Source organism: Coleofasciculus sp. H7-2, from assembly GCF_042747725.1.
Lineage (GTDB): Bacteria > Cyanobacteriota > Cyanobacteriia > Cyanobacteriales > FACHB-T130 > FACHB-T130.
On sequence record NZ_JBHZGO010000105.1, the window covers coordinates 251,566 to 268,475 of the forward strand.

A 16,910-nucleotide genomic window follows, 5' to 3' on the forward strand; every position below is an offset into this window, starting at 1 on the left:
GATGACAAGGGGACTCAGCATAACAAGCACCACATAATCTAATCGGTTCACACTTCATCCCCTCCCCCATTGGCGGCAGCATTTCCCAAAACCTCCCAACCTCAACCCCTACCACCTCCGCGGAAGGTGAATTGCTCACCACAAAGGTCAAATGCTTGCACGCGGGGAGCTTCAGCCAGTTTTTGCTCCCCGGTTTAGCTGAACACCTACCCATCCGCGCATTCGGCAAAAAAGATGGTTTCATCCCGTGGCTGTTCTCCACCAATCCGTTCTACTTTTCGTTGGCAACAGCCACAGAGAAAGTAAAAGCGGATGCTATCAGTATCGGGTTTAATCAGCTTGTTCAAGCGCGATCGCAACTTGGCATACTGAGTATCTGTCAGCTCACACTCAAATACGCTTAACTGCATCCACTGCCCATAAGATTTGAGAATGGAGTGGATTTTAGTGCGACGCTTGTCCTCTGGAATATCGTAACTGACAACAACATACATAGTGCAGACAAGATTGGAAAGCGCTTACTTCAGAACTAAAGGCGGATATTTTTCGATTTCGCCCATCAGGTACTTCGCCAGCAGTCGCGCTTGAATTTCAAAGGATTCCTGATAAGTGCATTGCTTTTTCATGACTGGATGCGTGAATTTAAATTGTTTCTTTTGTTCGTACAATCGCAAAAATTTATGCAGCCCTTCTTTGGTCAGAGAAACAGCCCCAGAGAGTGGTTCCGCAGTAAAATCATCTTTTGTGAGCGATCGCTTATTCAGTGCTGATAGCACAATGGCATCCACCACTAAAGGACGAAACTCTTCCATCAAATCCAAAGCCAGTGAAGGGCGACCATAACGCTCAACGTGCAGGTAGCCTAGATAAGGGTCAAATCCTACTATGTTCGTTGCACTCTGAATGTCGTGGCGGAGCAAAGAGTAGCCAAAGCTAAGGATTGCATTAACCGGGTCAGTCGGAGGGCGGCGGCGTCTGGCTTCAAACTGAAATTCTGACCCTTTGATCAAATGGTCAAAGCAACCAAAATAGGCAGCACTTCCTGCACCTTCCAAGCCTCGAAGAGAATCGATTTTGATAGTTTTATCAATGGGAGCGATCGCTTGCTCTAATCGAGTAATATTTGATTGCAAATCAAGTTGAGAACATTCCCGTTCTCGACGCAACAGGTTAATCCGGTAGTTTTTCAATTTGCCGCGTACAAATCCCCGCACTAGATGCACCGCCTGTTCCGTCTCGCCAGCAGCTTTCCACTGGGCTTTTCTTACAAAGATATTTTTGCTCATTTCAGGCTCCAATCTACCCAAATAGCGTCCAGTACCCGTTAAAAAAGTCAGAGGAATGTGCCGAGAAAGCAGTTCCATAACAACAGCAGGAGAGACAGTAGCACGCCCCAAAACAACGATGCCATCTACTTTAATCAGCGGTACATCCAAAATAGTTTCTTTCCCAGCTTTGACGATGAGACGTTCGTCTGTTTTTCCGATAAAAGCTTCGTCTTGTGTCACATAAACTGTTCCCATTTGTCCTCCTTAAATCGTGAAGAGTTATCCAATACTTTGACAATTCCCCTAGCCCCTTTTCAAAAAGGGGAATAAGAGCAAAAACGCAGTTTCTCTTGTCCCCCTTCAAAAGGGGGTTGGGGGGATCTCCAATTGAAACTTAGCTAGTTAGCTTCTTGATAACGCCCTACTTTGTCAGCAGCTTGGGGCAAACATTGGGAGTAAAGGCTGCATCCTTTACAACGTGGGCTGTAAACAGCTTTTGGCATCAGTCCAGTAGCTAGCAAATTTTGGACGGATTGAATAGTAGCGATCGCGCTTTCTCGTAATTCGGCAGTTATTTCAACTTTTGTGCGTTGGTGCGAGTGGGCGTAGTAGATATAGCCAGTAGTAATCGTTTGTCCTGTCATCTCTTCCAGACATAATGCTTGGGCGCAGACTTGCAATTCATCGTTATCCCACTCGCCTGTATGTCCCCGTTTGTATTCGACTGGATACAGTTCTCCATCAGTAGCTTCAATTAAGTCTGATTTCCCAATCAATTTGCATCTTTCCGATTTCAGCCAGATTGCCCGAACTTGCCAAGTTTCTTCTCGATGTCCTTCTCCAACGGTATGCACTCTTTGATGCAAATCCGTGCCTTCAATTGTGTAGCTATTGTCTGCGAATTCACCTGCACAAAACATCCGCCAGCACCTGTGTGGACAATAAGCATATTGATTCAAGGCGGCGATGGAAATGTAGTCAGTATCGTTCATATATTTTGCAACCAAAGCTATTAGTTGTCTGAGTTATTTTTAGAAAGTGTATGGGCGAGTAAAATCGGTCTCTAGAATTCTTGTTAAGGCTTGATATGCAGTCGCCGCACCATACCCATACCCATTGGTGTCTTACGTCCCACACCGCTGTAGAGAGCAAAATCAGCCAAGGTGTTGATGTTCTTGATTACTTCAGGTGAAACATCCCCCAGAATGCGATAGCTGATTTCTCCGGTCAAGCCAATGAATTTACTGCGGGAGTCTGCCACAATTTCCGTGTGGATGTTGAAAAAACTGGGAAAAATTGATTCTATTGAAAAGTGGGACAACTCAATGCCGCTGTATTTGTTCCACCGATTGAGAAGGCTATTAAACACACACTCTCTAGTAGGGAGGGCAGTATCGTATTCTCCCTGGCGGAAGGCGGTAGGGGTGACAAAGCTGAAGGTAATTAGGCGATCGCTATCCGATGCCTGCTCGTATAATTGAGCGTAGCTGCTGGCATTTGCCCAAGGCTGAGTAGATTGGGGAGTGCCGAGAATACTGGTGATATGCAAATCCGCTGAACCCAGATGCCAAGGATGCTGAGGATTAAGATTCAGCCACAACTGGGTAAGTTTGCTAAATAAAGTGTCATCCAGTAGGGAGATGCGCCACCAACAAATCGTACCCGCAAGTATTGCTGTTTTGTGTTCCCATTGCAAAGTAGAGTCTTGCAGTCCAACCCGTTTAATTTGTCGGCTACTTTGCAAGGGACTAAGGGTGAAGGCTTTGTCAGCACCGGATTTATGGAGAGAGTTTCCCAATTCCTGATCTACGGAACTGACAAGTGTGAGAAACAGGGCGTGTAAATGCCTTCCTGTCAGAAATTGCGCTGGAATTGGTGACTGGGGAAGTAGGTTAAGGACTAGACTGTGGGGCATCTCTACCTCTATATAAGGATTTCATGCAGTTCAATTTCCGGCTCAACTCCTGAAGCGATATTGCATACAGGCTGGGATTTCCATCTGACCAAATTTGTAGTATTGCCCTCGAATTCTGACGTTTTGAATTAGGCTAACCGGGGGCATATTAACTACGTCGTAGCTAATTACTCGATGGGAAAACATCACATCTAAAGGATTGAGAGGATGGGCGAAGATGAATTCTTTTTCGGCAGATGAACTATTTACCTCTTGAGTTTCTACAATTGCTACTTCCGCCTTACTCATCCACTTACCCAGGCGAATCCATTTAGATAGTTTCAGTGGTTTTTTAGAAATCATGAAAAACTCGAATTTGCTTTCAGGAGCAATTTCTTTGGCTCTACCAAAACTGGGGATATTCTTCTGGGTTTTTTCCATTTCAACGTGGTAGTTGTTATTCGCATACTTCCAGGTGTTGAGAGTGGAGGAATGAGAGAGCGATCGCGCTGGCGTCACATAAATTTCCTGTTCGTTTAAAGGCGTTAAATGTTCCTCGTATTTTGGTACTTGTTCCGGGCAAAAGTAGCGATAGGAATGTTCTTCGGGAACAGTGGTCGCGTAAATTTCACTATCTACTAAACCCAGGGCATAGCAGAGGGCGTAATTGTGAATTACTGCCTCTGTTTCATAGAGTCTTCCAATTTCACGAGTTGCATAGTACATACTGTCATGCAACTCTAGCTGGCACCGATAAATCAAAGGCATGGCTACTACTTTCTACCTGCTTTTTCTGACTTGGTTTTATCAGTTTCAGGCTTTTGCTTGATGTGCTTTTTGTTGTAATTTTTAGCTTCTTTATGAGCTTGCTGTAAAATCTGCTTGAGACTCTCTTCATTACCTGTAAGAGATTTAATTTCAGCTAACAGAGAAGTAAAGCGATCGCTCACAAAATCTTCATGCACAATAAACTCCTCGCTCATTAAAGTTGCGATCGCGCTTGTAGCAGCTATTTTTACCTCATCCTCATCCAGTGGATCGTGGGAACTTAGTTTATTTTCAGCTTGCAGGTTGTCATAAATTGCCTGCGTCCATCTGAGATTACTGGTAATTTCACCATCTGCGAATATCACACCGATTAACTCATTCCTAACTCTACCTGTGCGGGTAGTTTGAGCGCCATAATGTCGGGTTCTGAGAATGTTATTAAATACATACAGAAAACCTGCTTCAGTCGGATCTTTCAGCGTCACAATGCTTGGAAAGAATACTTGAGGCTTAATATGATCTTGCTGATTAATCCGGCTAGTAATCTCTCCTGGTTTAGAACCATCTTCCCCTTTCGATGCCATTGTCCCATTTTCAAAAGGTGCATTGAGAGTGAAAGTTTCGTGAGATTCGTCAAAAGCTGTGATGGAAAATGCAGTATCAACAACAACTTTCGATTTCTCCGAGCCAGAATCGCCGATCGCAAACCCATAAATAATACAGTCAGGATTATCCATTGCAAACTTAACGTTGTATTCACATTCCTCAGCCGTTATCAATCCATAGTTTCGCAGCAACTCGCGACCAACTAAACGTTCTGGGGTAGATTGCTTGCGCTTGAACATCGTTAGACGGCTAATTGCCGCATGGTTTTCTGGTGTAATTCCTGCCCTTACTCGTGCCTTGTTTAACTCTCCATCTGTTTGAAATAATGGGTAAGACTCAGTAATTCGGACAGTGAGAAAGTGAACGTATTTCCCCATTGGTTTGTAGGGAATTTCAGCGTGAAAGAACTTCTGGTCGATTGATTTGAGTATTGATTCAACTAATGCCATGATCGAATCTCCTAAATACGAGTGTTTGAAAAATTAAGCAATAAGAGCCTGAACAAGAATCCGCATGAGATGGTCTAAATCGTCGGGAACGCGATAGCTATCAAGTCCTTGATCAAGATGTTTATTAGTGCGATCTAGTTGAGCAAATTCCCAAATTTTGCCAGTAGTAACTGAACCAATCAGGCGAGTCTGTTGTTGATTTTCTTGCCATTTATCTAAGGCAATTAATTCCGCAAAAAGTTGAGTCATTCCATAATCTAAATCCTCCTTTTTAGCTTCAATTACTAAGAGGGTATTGCGATTTTTTATCAGATAATCGAAGTAACCTTGTAATTGCTCATTGACTTTAATTTGATACTCAATTCTAACTTCAGATTTAGTATAGTGAACTAATTCTAAAATTATCGGAGAAACTAATACTTCTCTGCGACTTGTCTCGTTAGCCAAATCAAAGTACGGAAGAATTTCATCAAGTCGTTCTTGCAGTTCTTTTAATCGATCTAGATTCTCCTGATATTGGGGTAAATTCAGCCGTTTTCGAGTAAATGTATAGCCAAATTCTCCAGCAAAATCTTGAGGGGAAATATTCATCTCAAAATATTTGCTAAAAGTATAAGACTGAGTAGGATCGAGAATAGTCATAATCTAGTTTTCCTCAGTTTCGATTTCGGTAATTTCCTCGGATTCATGTTGATGAATATTTTGACGTTCTTTGTCATCTTCAAGACGATAAAGAAACTCACAAGTATCTCGAATTAAGTTGATTTGACGCCCTGCTAGACGAGCGCGATCGCCTGCAAAAGATTTCTCAAATACCTCCACAACAAAGTACTGAGCAAACTCTAAAATTGCCTGTCGTTCTTCTTCCCGATTCTTGAATATCCAACGTCCTTCGGCTGTGGACGCATGAACCCGATCCATTAGCTTGAACACTTCAGCCGCCACCATATGAACCATTACTTCACCTTGAAAACTTAAATCAGCTTCAAGAATAGTTTTGGCAGCAATATCAATAGGTTTTAATACTGCATTTGCTTTAGGATTGTATCGCTTATTTGCTCGATAGAATTTGCGATAAAGTTCCGTTAGCTTTTTGGGATGATTGAGATTTGATTCTTCTCCCACGATTAATTCCTCCGAATTTGGATCGTATTTAGTGTAAGGGTCAAAGCAGGGGTAAAAGTGGTAAGCATAAAGCTTAATTTTCTCAATTCGTGCATTTTCAATTCCCTGATTGCGAACCCATCGATTTAGGTAGCTGAATACATAGAGTGGACTGGTTTCAAAATCCTTTGATAGTTCAGTAAATCTACCCCAGTTGGAGTCATAGCCGGACTTACCCTGTCTAGCATTGACATCTAAATGTATAGCGTAAGCGGCAGTTAAGACGTTGAGTGGTGCGGGATAAGAGTTACCATTCTCCGTCCAACCTTCAAGGATATAGTCAAGACGGAAGCGATCGCGCTTCAGCAACACCCGAAAAGCTTGTGGCGCACTATCCAAAAATACGCTTTCCTCAAACTCAGCCCCATCATTAAACGGTGGAATCGGCGACTCAGAAACCACTGTTTTGACATCCAGAATCATCGGGAAAGCAAATGCTAACCAAGTAGGCATTACCCAAGACTCGGTATCAGTGCCATCGCGTCCAGGAGGTAGCGCCATGAAGTAAAATGTCAAGGGCTGGTCTTCTGGATAGGAAAGTTTAAAGGTTCGGTCTTTCCCTGGTTCGATATCTTCGTTAATAAGGAAAGCGTCTACACTTTGATAGCGATCGCGTTCTAAATTTGCCTGCAAGTCCTTACTAACAAAGTGATTACGGATGCTGGTATCAAAGCGAGTTTGAGCAATTCCATTGTATGCCTTTTGCAGAAATTTATTAGTCTCTGGCGTGAAGTAATAAGTGGGATAGAAATAAAGATAGCGATACTTCCCATCCTCAAACTTTTTACCCACAGCTTGAGTTTGATTCATCAAAATTTGTCGTAGCATCATTTCAATGCCTGCAATACTAGAAATATTTCGTTTAGCGTTAGAACCTCCCAACATTTGCTTATTGGTGTAAACCTGGGGAGTGAATAAAACTGCTGACTCCATCTGCTCAGTTACTGTATAAGCAGAATGAGAAATAGAACAAATTAATTGCCGTCCTCGACTGGATTTTTTTGCAGCATTGTAGTTTGTCAGTTCCTTCAGAAAGATTTCAGCTTGATCGGTGGCTGATTGATTGAACGTATTACCTGGAAGAATAATTACGCGATCGCACCAATCTTTTAGATCTTTCCATTCATCAAACAATTCATACTGAGTGATGATTGGTTCAATGACCTCTATCCATCGATTAACAAGATTTTGAGAAATCTCACGAACATCTTCCTGTCCCGGATTCCGTTTAAGGTATTGCGCTGCAATGTAATACCAGTCATAAGCAATACCTCCGGTATCTTTTAGTTGCTGAAGTGCTATGATTGCAGGCTTATGCTCAAACAGCTCAAGAAAGTCAACAGCTATTTCAGTAAGATTGATAGTTGGGATTGGAGGTAGTTCTTTGTTCTTTTTGAGTACAGTTTTAACCTTATCAAGGTATTCCTTCCAAAACTTTCCAGTGATTAAAGCTCCTAGCTCTGCCAAGTGATCAATACGAACATCTTCTGCAAAATCTATATCAATGTTCTTATCTAGAGTACTCCTGCGCTGAAACTGAGCCAAGTTAGTAGCTTTATCTGCTGCCTTACTCGTCTTGATTTTGCTAGACACTGCATCAACGGCAAATAGCATTAAACCTTTAACGTCGAAGAAGAGGTTGTAGTAGTCAGCGTATTTTATGCCAATATTTCCACGACTAAATCCAACTTTTCGAGCTAAAAGTTGATTAGCACATAGTTTTTTGATGCTAACAACTACGCGATTGGGTAAACCATTTGGAGCAACAGGTGGCGCATCTCTGTGAGCGAGATAGATGACTCCTGTAGGCAGATACAAGAGTGGTTCGTAGTAAGCTTTATCTTCAGTATTGAGGCTTGTATGTGCCTGCATCACGGCATTGTTGACTACATTAGTAAGTACGCCTCGGTTCTCAGCAATGCTATGGTAAGTAAATTTTAGTTGTCCATCACTCAGGCTATGAATTAACTCATTTAGTCTTGTATTTTCAGCATCCTGGGGATGTTTGATGATAGAGGCTAGGGAATCGGCTAGACAGGTTAAATCTGAAAGACTACGGAGAGTGCGATCGCGTAATTTTGGATTTAGTCCAAACTCCGAAAAATTCCAGTTCGTATCCCACCGTCGTTGAGCATTATAAGCCACACAAAGCAAATCATCTATATACTCTTTGTAGGCTTCTGAATCATCAGGATTGAGGAAGCGATCCAAACCTAGCTGACGGACTTTTTCATCAATAATTTGACGATGCTGTTCTAATGGTAACTTGCGGCAATCAGCAGGCATATCTGGGAACTTTTCAAAGTCATGGAGAATAAACCCAGCTATTACGATTCGCCTTTCTCGTTCTCTCACCACCCGCTGCACAGTAGTATTTAATTTTTCCAACCGTTGCTCAATTAAATTAGCTGGAAATAGTCCATTGAGTAAATGAGTATTGAGCGATTGATCGCCAGCATTGTCCCGTCGAACTCTATCTTTTCCTTCCGCTTCATTCTTGCGATCGAGTTCATCAAAAAACTTACCACCTTTTGCAGTAACGCCAATTGCGATTCGTAACAGATTAGGTAATACATACTCTGCAAAGTCACTCATCACCTGATCATTAGGATTTTGAGTCTGAATTGCCTCCCGTAGTAGCTTGAGTGTCAGTAACTCACGCGCTTGGGGTTCGATAGTGCGATCTGAGGGTTCAAATTCAGACTCTGAATCATCAGCTTGCAACCAGTTATCTTCTGAGTCATCAGATTGCTCAGAGTTTAAATAATTCTCACTATCAAATAGATTTAATTGTTCATCTTTTTTTCTAGAAGCCATGGGTTTTCTCTTTATTTCTTATTTAATGCTTATTTTTCTGTAGGCTCAAGTAAGCGATACCGTTCGATATATTCCAGAGCAAGGAGACGGATATAGTCCAGAAGCTCAAAGAACTGCTTGATTTTGGGATATTCATCCCCTGACTGGTGATACCAGTTCACAATGCAATCGACATCGAATATACTCAACTGGTGCAAGTGGTTAATTGCTTCTTGAGGTTTTTGACGTATGTAGCCGTAATCAGCAATCTGGCTAACGTATCCAGAGATATAAGTTGAAAGAAGTTCTAGCTGGCTCCAAACAGTATGTTTTTCCTCCGATTCCTTCTCGGCTTCCCACAGCTTGCGACGTTCATCTTTCATGGCTTTTTCGTAAGCAAACAAACGATTTTTAAGCTCGGATAGTCGATTACGCTCAAAGATTTCAGCTTCGCCTTGCTTAATATTCATAACCCTCCGTTAGTATGTTTTTTAATTATTGAAACCGTAAGTGACAGTTTTGCCCTCTGGCGTTTCAATAAGGTATTCTCCGGTGCTTCTAATCTCCCATCTGACTGTACCCACTTCACTAGAACCCAAGCGCGGAATTCTGACTGCTTTAGATTTGTCAAATCTTGATGCGTTCCGCAGATAGTCCAAGGGTTCGTAATTTTTTCTGAAAGAGTGGTCGAGGAGGCTGGCTGCAACATCTGCATAGGTAGCTGGACTCCATTGTTTCATCAGTTCTTGCATTTCATCGATCTCGCCTTGCGTTCTTCCCTCAAATAGTCGTCGTTCGGATGGTGACAGATTCAGTTCATAGACTTCCTTTATTTGACTGGAGAGTTCTTCAAGTTCAGTCTCGGCTTCCATCAGCAGGTTTTCGCGATCCAAGCCTACGAAAGGGTTTGCTTCAGCATTAACTTCCATCTCAGCTACTCGCCTATATTTTTCTGATAGCGCACTTAAGCGGTTTGCCAAATCTGTATTTTCTGGCTTTTCTAAAAATGCTCCATAAATTTCACGAACTTGGTCTATGAGTTCCTGGTCTTCCGATTCGTTGGGCATCTTTAATGAAGTAGCTTCACCCCTAAAACTCCACTGGTAAGAATTCAACTCGCTCGTGACCGACTAACCGACGCGCATAGACCAAACAAGCTTGCACATCTTCCTGTTCTAACCAGGGATAACCCTCCAGCAGAGTCTGGACGTTATCACCCGCCGCCAGCATTCCTAAAATATGCTCAACCGCCAGCCGACGACCCCGAATAATTGGCTTACCGCTAAAGATTTTGAGGTTGACTGTAATCCTCTCTAATAGTTTTTGCTCGTTCATTGTTGACCTCTGAAATGTTTTGGTGTTTTGACGTTGGAGTAAAGGAGAGGGAAGCTTTAGTAGAGTTAGCTGCTTTAGGTTTGTTCTTTGGTTGGAGCTTAACCAGCCTGTGCTATCAAGTTTTGCTTTTAGCAAATGGGGGTTAAGATTGCCTACGCCTGAACTTAATGCCGCAAGCTGCTCAAGAGCTTCCCTCCCTTGTAAGGGACTCTCTGGTTAGCCAGAGAAATCCCCACAGGAGCTATGAGATGCGTTATGCTGCCAGCATCCGATATTCAAATCGGTTGTGGGCAACCTTCCGCTTCTCAATTGAGTAGCCCTTCTTGCGAGCTTCAAACACTGTGTGTCCGAAGCGCCAGCTAACCTGGTTAGCTAGCTCATCGCTCGAATGCCACTGACCGTCTTTTAGGACTACAATTAATCGCTCAAGATTGGTCAATTTGACAAGCATAGTTATTTATCACCTCCTTTTAGAATTTTTCTCAAACAAATCCCTCAGCCCAAATGCTTATCATTTCTGGGCTTCAGCGATTTGCTTAATCTGAAGGTACTTAAAGCGATAGCTCATGTCAAGCAAAATTAAAGCACTGACTTATTCAACAATCCATAAGCGTTGACTTATTCAACCCTCTCATGACATCCTTGACAAAGAACATCTCATTTCACGGGTTGCAGGAATCTCAAATCCCTATCAGGGATTGAAAGGAATAAGTCTGCGCTTATTGCCGTAAGCTTCCCTGCTAAACTAACCCCTAATCCCTATCAGGGATTGAAACTATCCAGCAATCCATATTTCACCTCCTTTACTTTTGAACGAGTAAGCAAGCGTATCTAGTAGTAAAGCTGACTGGCTGAAAGCAATAGAATAAGGTGCAGTTGCATCATGAAAACTGTATTGATCGCTGATTGGGTAAATTGCAAAGTGCATGGGGAGGCGCAAGCGCGATCGCACCTCTGCCACCGGATGACGCAGCACATAACTGACTAAAGCTTGCTTTCTCAACCGCTTGTTGATTTCACTAATCCAATAGTTGTCAGGTTGCCAAACCTCGATACCAGTCAAAACCTGAACCTTCCAAGAAGAAGCTATCGCATCCAACTTGCCTGAATAAGTAAACCGCCAGTTCAGCCGTTCTTCCCGATATGTCCGTAACTTCATGAAGGCGAGACAGTGTGCAAATCGCCCTTTGGGAATGGGTTGTCCGATGCGTTCAGCAGTTTGGAGAAGCGATCGCATAAACTCCTCTTTAGTCATCACTTCGATTTCCAAATTACTCAAAATCCCTGGTAAATCATAAGTTTTAAACTTATCTACCTGATTTGATTCTGTGAGATCGTAAATGCCGCACTGAAGAGGACTAGACCCTCGAAAACTTGCTGCATCCTCAGCAATAGGATTTCCCTTATCCTTACCTGAGAGTTGCTGCCACTCTTTTTCCCATGCCATGCTACGACCAAAAACCTTTTTCAGGCTAATATTAAATACTTGTTCGCAAGCCGTTTGAAATGCCTTTTGACTGCCTTCATATTGCTGCTTAATTGTTTTATGTCCTAGCTGTCGGCAAAGCCGCATTGACTGAACTGCACCCCAGCGAGAGTAATATCCTTCAAAATCGTTGATTCTGCGGTAGTTCTCACGAATTTGGTTGTGAAAGAAGGAACGGTCATAAATGCCAGTTGCTTCTAGAACTGGAGAATCACCTAGAAACAATTTTTCTACTATAAAATTGGGTACGAGTGCATAAGCTATGAAAGTTTTAAAAGCAATCTTTTGTCCATTCTGTTCGTAGCCATCATGCCGTCCCAGTCTTCCTAGACGCTGAATGAAACTACCTGAATCTGCTGATTCAAAGATTAAGAAATTAATCTTGAAGTCAACCCCAACATCAATTGTGCTAGTACCGAGAACCAAATCTGCTAAAAGCGATCGCTCTTTTTCCTCCTTCCCAGATAAACCTGTATTTTCCCCAACCACTAACCCATGAGGATGCAACAATTCTCGAAAGAATGATGTAAGGCGCTTCACCGTTGCAATTGAGTTGAGAATGATTGCTCCTTTGCTCCCTGGATACTGCTGAAAGTGACCAAAGATTAAGTCGCTATTTTCTTTCAACCAAGTTTCAGAAGCCTTATTGCTGGGTTCCAGAGAGATAAACTGAAGAGAAATTTCTCGTGATACCTGTCGCCATCCTTGTCCATTCAGTTGCTGACACTGAGCCTCTGTATCTGGAAACTGATACTTGTTCTCTTCAATGGGGTTAATCTCCTTACATCGAAAACCAGATAACTTGAGTCGATCTATTAGTTGTTTATTCGGAGTTGCTGACAGGAAGAGAAATTTCTTTTGACGATTAGTATTCTTGATTAACAGCATTGTGTTAATCACACTAGCAATTTGTGGAGCCTGGAAAACATGGAATTCATCAAATATGAATAAATCAAAATACTTGTCAATTCGGCTCCAGAGCTTATCAGGACTATCATCACGAATTAGATATGCACCTCGATACAAGTAGTGAAAGATGTCAGGATTAGTCAATAAAATTTCAGCTTGACCTGTGCGAGTAGCAATTGCTGCTGCTTTTTTTAGCCCTTCATTTTCTGCATAAATCTCTAACTCTTGCCCACTGAGTCGAACAACACGCGGCTTAATTTTAAGCTGAAATTTTTCAATATAGTCCTGAATTTGCGTTTCCTGGTCGCGGGCAAGTTCATTAGTTGGATATAGTCCAATTGCCAAAAAGTCTGTTACTAGCGTCTCTAGATAAGCTGCCAAGCTTTTCCCGTCGCCCGTCATTGCGGTGTTGAAGATGACATCGACGTTGGGGTTGCGGATTGCCTCCAACGTTGCGGTTTGATGCCAGGAAAGCGACCAACCATCTGGTAGCTTTACGCCCTTTGGTGTTTCTGAGGCGGGACAAGAATAAACAGGTTTCAGGGTGATGCGATAATCGGACTTGTCCATATTTAGTGTCCGTGACTTGCTTGTTGCTTTTCATCATGGCACTCAAAATAGAGATTGGCAAGATACATACGAATAGAAGTATACGGACACTTTTAATGAGTCGAAAAGGTCAGTCTATTACCCTCTCAGTTTCCGATCGCGACAAAGCAGAGTTAGAAGCGATCGCCCACGAACTTGGCATGATGTGGGGAGAACGTCCCAACATCTCCAAGCTGGTAGAAGCGATCGCGCGTCGCCAGCTAATCATCGGTCGTAACCATGATTGGTCAGAAACACGCATTAGAGCGCTAGATCGGTCTATCCGGGCTTTAACCGACATCGGACAGATTGAACAAGCCCAAATCATTGCGGAGTTGCTTCTCGAACGCAGCGAACTCTCATTGCCCTTAAGAGCAGAAATAGAACGTTTTTTAGCGAACCTGCCCCCGCCTTGGCGTTTGGAGATTGACCGCTACATCCTCCGCCAGCAACCCTTTCAGCTTTCTTACCAAGATGCTGCGGGTCGCTTGTGGAACTTTACTGTCCGCCATGCCAAAGTCACTCCTCACGAAAAGCGACAATATCTCGATTGCTGGTGCGAGGAGACAGAAGGAAACCAGGATGTATCGGAACTCGTTCACAACTGGTGTTTGCGTTTAGACCGTATCCAAGAAGCGGCAGTGATACCTGTTGAGGGTGAGTGGCTTCCTAATCTGGATCGGATAGAAGTGGAAATGCACTTAACGGGTGGCTTGGCTTTTGCTTATCAAGCTAAACCTGAAGATATTGCTAATGATTGGTTAGCAGATGGCCAGCGAGTACGGCGAGTAGTTAGGCGAGTGTCTGCTACCTTCTGGTTTATCCGAGAAGTCATGCAGTATGCACCAGATTGTATAGTGGTGTCGCCGGAAAACGTGCGATCGCGCCTGACAGACAAAATAAAATCCCTCTGCCGTCAGTACAATCTGGAAATTCGGGATTAGTGCCAGCAAGAGAATTAAAAATTAAAAATGCAAAATTAAAAATTGAATAATTTCCTTTTTTAATTTTTAATTTTTAATTTTTATTGGGATGCTCCCAACTACAACTCGATATTATAATTTCTCTTTAGTTTTCAAAACCTCTATGTAAGCGATGGGAAGAACCAGAGGCCAGAAAACTGTTGCGACCACCAAAGTGATAAAAGATGAAAATCTTTCTTCTGTATTCCAACTGCGATCGCGCTTAAAGAATTCTAGCCAGATGGTAAATAAAGTAGTCGCTATCAGCAGGTAAATCACTTCTATACAGATCATAAGTGTATCTAGAGTCCTTTATTTCTCTCTATTGAGCATTCCCGTGCCAGAGATCGGCAATTTCTATTGCTTAACAAAACTTAACGCAAAGGGATTTTCTCAGACTAACAGCCTGTTATGACAACAGTATGAGCAAGTTGTGCCTAAAGTTTGTAATACGAACATCTAGTAACGAATTATCAGAATTGTTGCCAAAGTCAACTTTTGCTATGTTGCTATATTACTTTTCAACGCTTCCTTTGCCCTTTACGCAAGCAATTCCGACATTACACACTTGCCCTCCAACCTTAGGAAGTGGAAAGCCCAACCAGGAACGGTGCCTTATTCATAAAATCTCAGGACTTACGCAAAGCTTATACATATAGCGTTTTTTCGGGTTCAATCCCCCTGTGGTTGCCGGTGGCAGATGTGGTGATGTGCGGCGAGTCCTAAAATCTATAAAAATTGAGGCGCTCCAACAAAAGCCCCGTACAGTCATTAGCTCAAGTACAACCGTCAAGCTAAAGGCAAGAAAAAACGAAACGTACTACCCTTTCCCAGTTCGCTTTCTACTTCAATCTGACCGCCTTGCAGTTCTAGCAACCGGGAGGAAATAGCTAAACCGATGCCAGTTCCTCTGGAATTTTGGATTCGAGACTGCTCAGCCCGCCAAAATCGCTCAAAGATATGAGGCAAATCTTTTGGTGCAATTCCTTGACCCGTATCCACTACAGCAATCCAGAGGCGTTTTGGTTCACTCCAGGCTTTGACCGTAATCGAACCAGCACTGGTGTATAGCAGTGCATTTCCCAATAGATTAACCAAAACCTGCTCCACACGGTCAATATCAGCTAATACCGGGGGCAACTGGAGCGGACAGTCTAACCGCAGCACCGGGCCATCTTCCAGCACCTGGTCAGAAAATTTTTCCAACAGGGACTCTAATAAAGGTCGTAGATTGACCGGCTGGAGATTGATTGGTAAATACCCCGCCTCTGCTTTAGAGAGTTCCTGCAAATCGTTGACTAACCGCTCTAGCCGGGTTGTTTCCCGCACCAACCGCTGGTAAACTTCTGGCGATGGTTCAATCCTGCTGTCAGCCATCTCCTCCAGGTAGCCGCGAATCACAGTTAGGGGCGTTCGGAGTTCATGCGTCAGGTCGCTAATAAGTTCTCGCCGCCGCTGTTCCACACCTTCGAGACTAGACGCCATGCGGTTAAAACTAGCACCCAGGCGGTTGAGTTCTGGAATTTCGCTCTTCGGTAGGCGCTCATCCAAGTGCCCAGCGGCAAACTTGCGGGTAATTTGTTCCATCTGCGTCAAAGGCTGGGTAATTCGGCGAGATACCCAATAACTCAAGCCCCCAGCAGCCGTGGCACCCGCGATAAATGACAAGAAAGTGCTGCGACTCCAGGCTGTTTCAAACCCTCTCACCAGCTGCCTGCGAGCATAGCGTACCTGTATGCCGCTGACTTCGATTTGTTCAAGCTGGACGATAAAGAAGCGGGGAGAAGACAGTTTGCTGATAATGAGTAGACTACCCACTCCTACCATCATCACTAAGAGATGGGAAAGAAACAAGCGCGATCGCAGTCCCATTTTATTCCGGGGCATTTTATAGAGGTGAGTCTTCAAATTTATAGCCCACACCAACCACTGTTTTAATAAAGGTGGGATTGGCTGGGTCAGGTTCAATTTTTTTCCGCAACCGAGCCACATGAGTATCCACCACCCGTTCATCGCCAAAAAAATCGTTCCCCCAAAGTTTCTCAATGAGTTGCGTTCGGTTCCAGACGCGACTGGGATGACTGATAAACGTAGTCAAGAGATTAAATTCTAACGTAGTCAAATCGAGTGCTTCCCACGGATGAGGACTCAGTTGACGAGAGGCAGAGTGCTGTTCTACATCAACCGTGAAATGCTGAGTGCGGTAAACCTGATGTTGTCCGCCCTGACGCAAGCTACGCCGCAGTAACGCCCGAACTCTCGCAACCAGTTCTCTAGGGCTAAACGGTTTGACAAGGTAATCATCCGCACCCGTAGATAGACCAATTACCCGGTCAATTTCTTCACCTCTAGCCGTCAGCATCAAAATATAGGGATCTTTTGCTCCCGGTTTCTGCCGTATTCTGGCACACACTTCCAGCCCATCCAAACCCGGTAACATCAAGTCGAGAATCATTAAATCTGGTTGTTGCTCCTGAAAAACTTGTAAAGCTCTCAAACCATCCCGGCATAACTGACAGGAAAACCCCTCTTTTGCTAAAGTCAACTGGATGAGTTTGGCAATTTCCGGTTCATCCTCAACAATCAGAATATCCATATTGCTCGCAGGCGATATAAAGACAATAAAAAGATTTCTCGCCAAGTCATTTTAAATTCATCCCGATGACACGGAAACGGCAAACAGTT

The 16,910-nt window shown here is 43.4% G+C and carries 17 protein-coding genes; 1 reads left to right on the forward strand and 16 read right to left on the reverse strand.

Features of this window, described 5'->3' with window-relative positions; translation table 11 throughout:
* Nucleotides 1-206: 206 nt before the first annotated feature.
* The 13 genes from cas2 to cas3 form a co-directional block, all read right to left on the reverse strand.
* Complete coding sequence (cas2, locus tag ACFW2W_RS23175) at nt 207-494, reverse strand: CRISPR-associated endonuclease Cas2 (protein WP_378183889.1); 288 nt, start codon at nt 492-494, stop codon at nt 207-209.
* Nucleotides 495-518: 24 nt separating this feature from the next.
* Complete coding sequence (cas1d, locus tag ACFW2W_RS23180; RefSeq protein WP_378183891.1) at nt 519-1,523, reverse strand: type I-D CRISPR-associated endonuclease Cas1d; 1,005 nt, start codon at nt 1,521-1,523, stop codon at nt 519-521.
* Between the two features lie 143 nt (nt 1,524-1,666).
* On the reverse strand, nt 1,667-2,260 hold the full coding sequence (gene cas4, locus ACFW2W_RS23185; RefSeq protein ID WP_378183893.1) for a CRISPR-associated protein Cas4: 594 nt from the start codon (nt 2,258-2,260) through the stop codon (nt 1,667-1,669).
* An 83-nt stretch (nt 2,261-2,343) separates the two neighbouring features.
* On the reverse strand, nt 2,344-3,183 hold the full coding sequence (cas6, locus tag ACFW2W_RS23190) for a CRISPR-associated endoribonuclease Cas6 (RefSeq protein ID WP_378183895.1): 840 nt from the start codon (nt 3,181-3,183) through the stop codon (nt 2,344-2,346).
* A gap of 42 nt (nt 3,184-3,225) precedes the next feature.
* Nucleotides 3,226-3,930 (reverse strand): type I-D CRISPR-associated protein Cas5/Csc1, encoded by a 705-nt coding sequence (cas5d, locus tag ACFW2W_RS23195; RefSeq protein WP_378183897.1) that lies wholly within the window; start codon nt 3,928-3,930, stop codon nt 3,226-3,228.
* A gap of 5 nt (nt 3,931-3,935) precedes the next feature.
* Nucleotides 3,936-4,985, reverse strand: coding sequence for a type I-D CRISPR-associated protein Cas7/Csc2 (cas7d, locus tag ACFW2W_RS23200; protein WP_378183899.1), 1,050 nt, complete (start codon nt 4,983-4,985; stop codon nt 3,936-3,938).
* Nucleotides 4,986-5,018: 33 nt separating this feature from the next.
* Complete coding sequence (locus ACFW2W_RS23205; RefSeq protein WP_378183901.1) at nt 5,019-5,627, reverse strand: hypothetical protein; 609 nt, start codon at nt 5,625-5,627, stop codon at nt 5,019-5,021.
* Nucleotides 5,628-5,630: 3 nt separating this feature from the next.
* Nucleotides 5,631-8,966, reverse strand: a complete 3,336-nt coding sequence (gene cas10d / locus ACFW2W_RS23210; protein ID WP_378183903.1) for a type I-D CRISPR-associated protein Cas10d/Csc3 — start codon at nt 8,964-8,966, stop codon at nt 5,631-5,633.
* Between the two features lie 29 nt (nt 8,967-8,995).
* Nucleotides 8,996-9,415, reverse strand: coding sequence for a hypothetical protein (locus ACFW2W_RS23215; RefSeq protein ID WP_378183905.1), 420 nt, complete (start codon nt 9,413-9,415; stop codon nt 8,996-8,998).
* Between the two features lie 21 nt (nt 9,416-9,436).
* Complete coding sequence (locus ACFW2W_RS23220) at nt 9,437-10,012, reverse strand: hypothetical protein (protein ID WP_378183907.1); 576 nt, start codon at nt 10,010-10,012, stop codon at nt 9,437-9,439.
* A 22-nt stretch (nt 10,013-10,034) separates the two neighbouring features.
* Nucleotides 10,035-10,280, reverse strand: coding sequence for a DUF433 domain-containing protein (locus ACFW2W_RS23225; protein ID WP_378183909.1), 246 nt, complete (start codon nt 10,278-10,280; stop codon nt 10,035-10,037).
* A 253-nt stretch (nt 10,281-10,533) separates the two neighbouring features.
* Nucleotides 10,534-10,731, reverse strand: a complete 198-nt coding sequence (locus tag ACFW2W_RS23230; protein ID WP_378183911.1) for a hypothetical protein — start codon at nt 10,729-10,731, stop codon at nt 10,534-10,536.
* Between the two features lie 324 nt (nt 10,732-11,055).
* A complete protein-coding gene (cas3, locus tag ACFW2W_RS23235; protein ID WP_378183913.1) occupies nt 11,056-13,245 on the reverse strand; it encodes a type I-D CRISPR-associated helicase Cas3' in 2,190 nt (729 codons plus the stop codon).
* 95 nt (nt 13,246-13,340) lie between these two features.
* On the opposite strand from cas3, the gene ACFW2W_RS23240 reads away from it, so the two are divergent.
* Nucleotides 13,341-14,207, forward strand: a complete 867-nt coding sequence (locus ACFW2W_RS23240; protein WP_378183915.1) for a WYL domain-containing protein — start codon at nt 13,341-13,343, stop codon at nt 14,205-14,207.
* A gap of 111 nt (nt 14,208-14,318) precedes the next feature.
* Here the strand turns inward: ACFW2W_RS23240 and ACFW2W_RS23245 are convergent, their stop codons facing one another.
* The 3 genes from ACFW2W_RS23245 to ACFW2W_RS23255 all read right to left on the reverse strand — a co-directional run bounded on the left by ACFW2W_RS23245 (nt 14,319) and on the right by ACFW2W_RS23255 (nt 16,821).
* Nucleotides 14,319-14,519, reverse strand: a complete 201-nt coding sequence (locus ACFW2W_RS23245; RefSeq protein ID WP_378183917.1) for a hypothetical protein — start codon at nt 14,517-14,519, stop codon at nt 14,319-14,321.
* A 495-nt stretch (nt 14,520-15,014) separates the two neighbouring features.
* On the reverse strand, nt 15,015-16,112 hold the full coding sequence (locus ACFW2W_RS23250) for a sensor histidine kinase (RefSeq protein WP_378183919.1): 1,098 nt from the start codon (nt 16,110-16,112) through the stop codon (nt 15,015-15,017).
* Nucleotide 16,113: 1 nt separating this feature from the next.
* Entirely contained in the window at nt 16,114-16,821 is a 708-nt protein-coding gene (locus tag ACFW2W_RS23255) for a response regulator (RefSeq protein ID WP_378183921.1), read from the reverse strand.
* Between the last annotated feature and the right edge of the window lie 89 nt (nt 16,822-16,910).